Source organism: Protofrankia coriariae (assembly GCF_001017755.1).
GTDB lineage: Bacteria > Actinomycetota > Actinomycetes > Frankiales > Frankiaceae > Protofrankia > Protofrankia coriariae.
Genome location: NZ_JWIO01000006.1, coordinates 266,182 through 273,838, shown reverse-complemented (window position 1 = coordinate 273,838; position 7,657 = coordinate 266,182). Strand labels below are relative to the sequence as shown.

Below are 7,657 nucleotides of genomic sequence, written 5' to 3'. Positions count from 1 at the left end.
GGCCGGCCGGGCCGGCCGCGTGTCGACGACGGGATAGGGGTCGGCATCCGGCGCCGCCCAGTTCGGGCTGTCCGAGCCGGTCGCGACGCCGTCGATGCCGTCGTCGGATACGTGCGCGTTCAAAGGTGATCCGTCCACGAAGGTGACGAAGGGGGGCCGCGTGCTCATGGTACGAACCTTCCCCTCGCAAGCTGAGTGAATACTGAAGTACAGACAACAGTCGGCTGAGACGTGGCACCGGACGGTGTCCGCCGCCCGACACGGCCCACCGGCCGACACCCCCACCGGGATCACACGCCGACGGGGGCGACGACGGCAGAGTACGCAGCGTACGGCCGCGGGAGGCAGCGCGGTAACACGGCGCCGGGAGGAACCGGCCGCGGGGAACACCCGTAGCGGGGAACACAGTGGGAAACAGCGAACCACGGTGGGAAAGCAGGGAGCCCGGCACGGAACGAGATGCGCTGTCAGGATGCCGGCGCAGGTGGCATGCCGTGCCGACGATCTCGGCTGCCCCGTTCCGGGCATCCATCCGTGTCCTTCTGCGTCCTTCCGCTGTTGCGTGTTCGGCCCGCTGTTCCGCCCGCCCGAAGTCCTCCTTCCGGGACTCGCCTCCGTAGCGGGGCTTTCACCATGACGGATGCTTTCACCGCGGCAGGAACCGCGACGGGACGGGTATTGCGACAGGACGGGTATTGCGGCCGAACCCGCGCACCGCCTTCCGTCCCGGGCCCGTTCTCCGGTTTCCCGCTTCGCGTCCGCGCTCCGCGGCCGCGTCTGTTCTCGTGTGGTGGGGCCAGGGATTCGCCGTGACAACCACTCAGTAGCTTCTCAGGCACGGTTCAGCCCGTTCTCACCGCGGTCGCCGACGCTGGAAGGTGTGAACCTGCCGAAACCTTTTCGGGACGACCGCCCCGCCGGCCCGGCCGTGCCCGGATCGCCCTGTGCGCTACCCATGCGCGGCGACGGCCTCGAGGTCCCTGCCACGGGCGCGCCGTCCGCCGGCCCGGAGCCCACCGGCTCCGCGTGCGCCAGGGTCACGCCCCCCGTGCCCGCCGGTGGTGTGCCCGCCGGCGCCGCGCCTACCGGCGTCCACCCGGAATCGGGGCTCGACGCACCCGGGAGCACCGGCGTCCTGGCGGAAGCCCGGCCTGACGGCTCGCGGACGATCCCGTCGCAGGCCTCGTTCGGAGCCGACGGTTGGGATCCGGCCGCCGCCCGGGGCACGGTGGCGCCACAGCCGTGCGGGACGTCACCGGCGCGGTGGCGCCAGCAGCAGTACGGGACGCCACCGGCGCGGTGGCGTCAACAGCCACTTGTCGAGGTGGTGGTCCCCGTCTACAACGAGCAGGAGGCCCTCGACGGCAGCATCCGCCGGCTGCACGACTACCTGACCCGCCGCTTCCCCTTCGGCTGGCGTATCACGATCGCGGACAACGCCAGCACCGACACCACTCCGGTCGTCGCCCGGCGGCTGGCCGGCGAATTCGACCGGGTCCGGGTGGCCCGGCTGGAGGCCAAGGGTCGCGGCCGGGCCCTGCGGGCGGCCTGGTCGTCCTCGGACGCCGACGTCGTGGCCTACATGGACGTCGATCTCTCCAGCGGGCTGGAGGCGTTCCTGCCCCTGGTCGCGCCCCTGCTGTCGGGTCATTCGGACGTCGCGATCGGCTCCCGGCTCGTCCGCGGGTCCCGGGTCGTCCGGGGGCCGAAGCGGGAGATCATCTCGCGTTGCTACAACTCGATGCTGCGGGTGGCCTTCCACACCTCCTTCCGGGACGCCCAGTGCGGGTTCAAGGCCGTGCGGGCGGACGTGGCCCGCGCGTTGCTGCCCGCCGTCGAGAACGACCACTGGTTCTTCGACACCGAACTGCTGCTGTTGGCCGAACGCAACGGCCTGCGCATCCACGAGGTGCCGGTGGACTGGACCGACGACCCGGACTCGCGGGTCGACGTCGTGGCGACCGCGATGGAGGACATTCGCGGAATGATCCGGGTCGCGCGCCGTATCATCGCCGGCCGGGCCGGGGTGGACCTGCCACCGCAGGTCCGGGCCGCGCGGCTGCCTCGTGACATGGGCCGCCAGCTCGGGACGTTCGCGGCGATCGGGGTGTGTTCGACCCTCGCCTACGTCGTCGCCTATGCGCTGTTGCGCGAGGGCGGGGCGTCGTCCTTCGCGGCCAACTTCATCGCGCTGCTCGGCACGGCGGTGGGCAACACCTGGGCCAACCGGCGCCTGACGTTCGGGCAGGTGGGCAGCGAGGGGGCGCTGCGCCAGTTCGCCGAGTCCGGGGTGGTGTTCGTGCTGGGGCTCGCGGTGTCCTCCGCCGGGCTCGGGCTGTTGCACGCCCTCTGGTCGTCGTCCGGGGTTCTCGTCGAGATCGTCACCGTGCTGCTCAGCGGCGTGCTGGCCACGGTGGTGCGGTTCGTGCTGATGCGGGCCTGGGTCTTTCACCCCGCCCGCTCCCCTCGTCCCCGCGACACCTCCACCGGGCGTCACCTCCACCGGGGGTGACCCGTCCACCGAACTGGCGCTTTGAGCGGACGCCGGTGGGAGGAGCCACGCGGTGGGAGAAACCGCGGCCGTGACCATGGTCAGGGGAGTCGCGGAGCAGGTCCGTTGAGCGTCGGGATTCGGACATAAGTCGGTTACGAAGCGTCAGCGTATGACCGTGAGGATCCGGGCGAGTTGCGTCGCGGAAACCTGTGGCGGATACGCTTAATATCGCTGTTCCGACGACATCGGCACAACCGCCGCCGTGCGAACCTGACCGGAGGATACTCGCGTGGTCCGAGGAGACCCCGACTCCCGGGGCGACCGACGAGGTGCTCCTCGAGCGGACTCGCGGGGTGAGCCGCGTGAGATCACGGATGGTAACGACGAGGAGACGTGGCCGCCGAACGAGCCGGCGGGCCCGNNNNCGAGCCGGCGGGCCCGTCCCGGCCCGGGCCGGGTGGGTCGCGGCGCCCAGTGGCTGAGCCGCCGCCGTCCCGGTCCGTAGTGGCGGGGGCGGGGCAGGTGGATCACGGGCATGAGCGGCCCGTCCTCGGCCAGATACGGGCGCTTTCCGCGAGCAGGGGCCTGGTTGCTTTCGCCACCCTGTCGGACCGGTCCGCCAGAAGCGTCCAACCCGTCGGCGGCAACCGGTCCGCGACGCCCGTGGCCAGTAACCACAGACCCGGCGGCCCTGGACCCGGCAGCTCTGGACCCGGCGGCTCTGGACCCGGCGGCCGTGGGCCGGGCGGCTACGGGTCCACGGCGTCCCCCGCGGGCCGGTCCGGGCCGGGCCGGCAGGGCAGCAACGCACCAGGTGTGGACGCCGGCGCTGCTCCCGCACCGGTTGCCAACGGACGTCCGAGAGGGCACGGTTCGTCTTCGTCTTCGTCTTCGTCTTCGTCTCTGCCTCCGCCCGTGCCCGCACGGCACGGGCCTGGGCCGGCCGCCGGCGACGCCCGTCGAGCCGAGGGCTATCCCGACCAGCGGGGAGCCCGCGGGCCCGATGGCCCTGATCCGCTTGACATGACCACCGTCGTGCAGCGACCGGCCGAGCGGGGGCTTCCCGACCAGGGAGCGGACCCGGTCATCCGGAGGCGGGTGTCGGGCGCCGGCCCCGGCGCGGACCAGGGAAGGCCGCCTTACACCGGAGAGCCCACACAGGGATACAACCCGTTTCCGGAACGTGGTCGGGACGGCGCCCGGTCCGCGTCCGCCGCTGCCGCACTCCGTCAGCCGGGGGCGGTGCGCCCTGGTCATGGCGGTGCGGAACAGGTCGGTTCATCCGGACCGCCCTCGCCCCGATCGTCCGCGGTCGCCGGCATGCCGCCGGCCGCGCCGCCGNCCGGCCGCGCCGCCGCGTCTGCCGGTGCTCCCGCCCGACTCCGGGCCCGTGGGGTCCCGCTCCGCCCCGCATGGCCGGCCCGATGCCCGGGCGCGACCGGCTTCCGGTCCGGCGGGCACGGCGGGTGCGGCCGGCGCGGCAGGTGCGCGCGGGCCGGTTGCCGGTGACCGAGCCCGTCCGGAGAGCCAGCGGCAGAATGATCATATTGCTCGCCCGCCCGGGGCCCGGATACCAGCCGGGGCGGGTCGGGAGACAGCGAGGCGCGGACCATCGGCTGGGTGGGGCGGCTCCGCCAAGCCCGTCTCCAGTGCGAACGACATCGAGGCCACCGATCGGTTCACCACGCTTCCCGGCGAGGACGGCCGTTCCGCCACCGCTGGTCGTCCCGCTCAGGCGCGCACCGAGCGCGTCCGGGCGGACGTTGCATCCGCCGGTGGCGCTCCTGGCCCGGCCCGTGCCGCTGCCGCTGACGGCGCCGCCGCTCCCGACGATTCCGACGCTGATACCGATTCCGGCTTTGACGCGGCCGCTGACGCCCGGGCCCGGGCGGGTGCCGCGTCCGCCCGGCACCGTCCCCCGCGCGCGCGGCCGGCCGTGAGCCTGCTGGGTCTGCTGTTGGTGATCGTTGTCATGGTCGTCGGGTTTTCCATCGGGCGAGCCGTCGCGGTGCCGGGCTCGGTGAGCATGCAGTCGCGGGTCAGTGACTGGGCTCGTGATCATAATCTGACGTTCCTTGTCGAGAACGTCGACAAGTTCCGTTGATCGTCGATGTTCCCGGTGCCGCTGGCCGGGGTTCTGATGATCAAAGGTTTTGGTGATCGCCGTTCTTGGTCGGCGACTTGTCCATATATTGACAAATATGTCGGACGGTAGTGTTTTATTGTGCCTGAATTTTCTGTTACCAGGAGAGATATTGACAAATCGGTGAGCAGCCACCAAATAGCCCATACACGCTAGTCGCTGTTTCGCGGCTGGTCATTGTGATGGTCACCGTGCGAGGAATTCGGTTCCCGGCCCTTGCGCTCGGGGCTCCTGCATGTGAATCTGCATAGATAGGTCTGTCGCGCTCTGTCACAGCATGTGCGACTTGGCGTGATGTTGGCCGGGTAACGTCCCGACCTGTCATCCGCGGCAGGAGGCTTCGCGTGCGTCCACATTCCACGCGTCCACACGGCAACGGCCCACGTGTCATCCGCCCGGCGGCCGGTCGTGACGCGGACGCTCCCGCAGCTGAGGATCCCCACGCCAGGGCGTTAGCCCCGGCCGCCATCCGGGCCGGCCGGGATGCCGGCGCCGCTCCTGCCCCGCCCGGTCGGGAGCCGACCGCGGAGGAGGTCGACGCGATCGCCCGGGCGGTCTTCGCCAGCCCGCTGGTCGCAGCCGTCCCCCACGGCCGCCTCCAGGTGGACTCCATCAGGATTTCCACCGGCTCGCCCGACTGGGCGTTCGTCGCGCTCCGACCACGTGAATATGATCTTGATCCGGCCGTTGCCGTACTGCGCTGGAACGTCAGCGGCGGCTGGGTGCTCGACCAGGTCGGTACGGCCCAGGTCGGCGTGGGTCGGGTCCCGGTGTCCGTGAGCGACGAATTCGATCTTGATGATGGACGATAGGGCGTGTCGGGCCTTCCACGCAGCCGGATACCGTTGTGAGGGTGTCCATACCGGCGGACGGCTCCGACGTGCCCACCACCCTGGCCGGGTGGCTGCGCGGCCTGCCGGATGACGCGCTGAACCGGCTGCTCACCCTGCGGCCGGACCTGGCCACCCCGCCCCCGCCCGACTTCGACGTCCTCGCTGCCCGGCTGGAGATCCGGGTGAGTGTCACCCGCGCGCTCGAGCGGCTCGACGTCTTCACCCTCGAGGTCTGTGAGGCGTTGACGCTGCTCCCGCCGGCGGTGAGCGCGGCGGAGCTGTCGACCTTCTGCGGGGGCGCGGACGTGACGGCGGCCCTGACGGCGCTGCGCGAACGCGGGCTGGTGTGGGGGGACGACTCGGCCATCGTGCTCGTCGGCATGGTCCGTGACCTGCTGGGTGAGCGGCCGCTCGGGCTCGGCCGGCCGTTGCGCGCGTGCCTGGGCGGCCATCGGCACACCCAGCTGGCCCGGCTCGCCACCGCGGTCGGCGTCGACCCGCGCCGGGACCGGGGCGCCGCCACCCGCTCGGCCCTGCTCGACGAGCTGACCACCGTGCTGGCCGGGCGGGAGCGGGTGGCCCGGCTGGTCGAGGAGTGCGGCCCGCGGGCCTGCCAGATCCTCGACCGGCTCGCCACCGGGCCGGCGCTGGGGCACACCGGCGACGCCGGGCGCCTGCTCGCGGCCTCCGACGCCCGCACCCCGGTGGAGGAACTGCTCGCCCGGGGCCTGCTCGTCGGCGTCGACGAGGAGACGGTCGAACTCCCCCGGGAGGTGGGCCTGGCCCTGCGCGGCGACCGGCCGGCGGGGCAGCTGCACGTCGACCCGCCCGCGCTCGCCGGCCGGCAGATCGATCTCGGCCAGGTCGACGGCGCCGCCGCTCTTGCCGCAGGCGCACTGGTCCGCCTGGTGACGGCCCTGCTCGAGGCGTGGGGGACGGCCCCGCCCACCCCGCTGCGCACCGGCGGTCTCAGCGTCCGGGACTTCCGCGCCACCGCGAAGCTGCTCGACGTCACCGAAGCGGTGGCGGCGGTGGTCGTCGAGATCGCCTACGCGGCCGGGCTGGTCGACGGCTCCACCGGGACGGACACCCAGATCATGCCCACGACGGCCTACGACCGGTGGTGTGTGGAGACCCCGGCCATGCGGTGGGCCGTCCTGGTGGAGGCGTGGCTGCACACCCCGGACGTCCCCGGCCTGGTGGGGGAGCGGGACGACAAGGGCCGCCAGCTCGCGGCGCTGTCGCTGGAGCTGCGGCGGCGCAGCGCGCCGGAGCTGCGCCGTCTCGTACTGGACGCGTTCGCCGCCGCGCCCCGCGGACTCGCGCCCACCCCCACCTCGGTGCGGGAGCTGCTCGCCTGGCGGATGCCGCGGCGTGGCGGGCCGTTGCTGGACAGGATGGTCGACTGGGTCTTCGCCGAGGCGGAGCTGCTGGGCGTCACCGGCCGGGGCGCGCTGTCGGCCGCCGGGTGGGCGTTGGCCCGCGGCGAGGCAGGAGCGGGGGCGAGCCGCTCCGAGCTGGCGGCGGCGCTCGGCCCGATGCTGCCCGAGCCCGTCAGCGAACTGTTCGTGCAGGCCGACCTCACCGCGGTGGCGCCGGGCCCGCTGGTGCCGGAGATCGCCGCCGAGCTGGCGCAGATGGCCGATGTCGAGTCCTCGGGCGCGGCGACGGTCTACCGGTTCTCCGAGACGTCCCTGCGGCGGGCACTGGACGCCGGGCGGACCGTCGAGGACATCCGCGACTTTCTCACCCGGGTGGCCCGTGGAGGCGTACCGCAGACGCTGGACTACCTGGTGGACGACGTCGCTCGCCGGCACGGGCGGTTGCGGGCGGGGCCGGCCGCGTCCTATCTGCGCTGTGACGACACCGCTGTCCTCTCCGAGGTGGTCGCCTCCCGGCGGACCCAGGCGCTGGGGCTGCGCCGGATCGCGCCGACGGTGGTGGTCTGCTCGCTGCCCATGCCCAAGCTGCTCGACGGGCTGCGCGCCGCCGGTTTCTCCCCGGTGGGAGAGGGCCCGGACGGGCGGGTGGTGCTCAGCCGGCCGGAGGTGCACCGCACGCCGGGCCGGCCGCGGCCGCCGGGCGGTGCCCAGGCGCGGGGCGGCCGTGACGAGCAGCTGCGCGACATGGTGCGGATGATCCGCCGTGGGGACGCCAGTACCCGCACGGCGCGGGCGGCCGCCGCCG

General features: G+C 73.0%; 4 protein-coding genes (1 of these 4 cut by a window edge). All 4 read left to right on the top strand.

Features of this window, described 5'->3' with window-relative positions; all coding sequences use genetic code 11:
- Positions 1-955: 955 nt before the first annotated feature.
- Positions 956-2,512: a glycosyltransferase gene (locus FrCorBMG51_RS06465; RefSeq protein WP_047222148.1), complete on the top strand. Its 1,557-nt coding sequence runs from the start codon at positions 956-958 to the stop codon at positions 2,510-2,512.
- A gap of 1,918 nt (positions 2,513-4,430) precedes the next feature.
- Complete coding sequence (locus FrCorBMG51_RS27955; protein ID WP_157180411.1) at positions 4,431-4,598, top strand: hypothetical protein; 168 nt, start codon at positions 4,431-4,433, stop codon at positions 4,596-4,598.
- Positions 4,599-4,981: 383 nt separating this feature from the next.
- The gene (locus FrCorBMG51_RS06460; RefSeq protein WP_052914412.1) at positions 4,982-5,449 is read left to right on the top strand and encodes a hypothetical protein; all 468 of its coding nucleotides are present in this window, start codon (positions 4,982-4,984) and stop codon (positions 5,447-5,449) included.
- Positions 5,450-5,850: 401 nt separating this feature from the next.
- Positions 5,851-7,657 carry the 5' portion of a helicase-associated domain-containing protein gene (locus FrCorBMG51_RS06455; protein WP_476742123.1) on the top strand. The gene runs 296 nt beyond the window's last position, so only the first 1,807 of its 2,103 coding nucleotides appear in the window; it begins with the start codon at positions 5,851-5,853; the stop codon falls past the right edge of the window.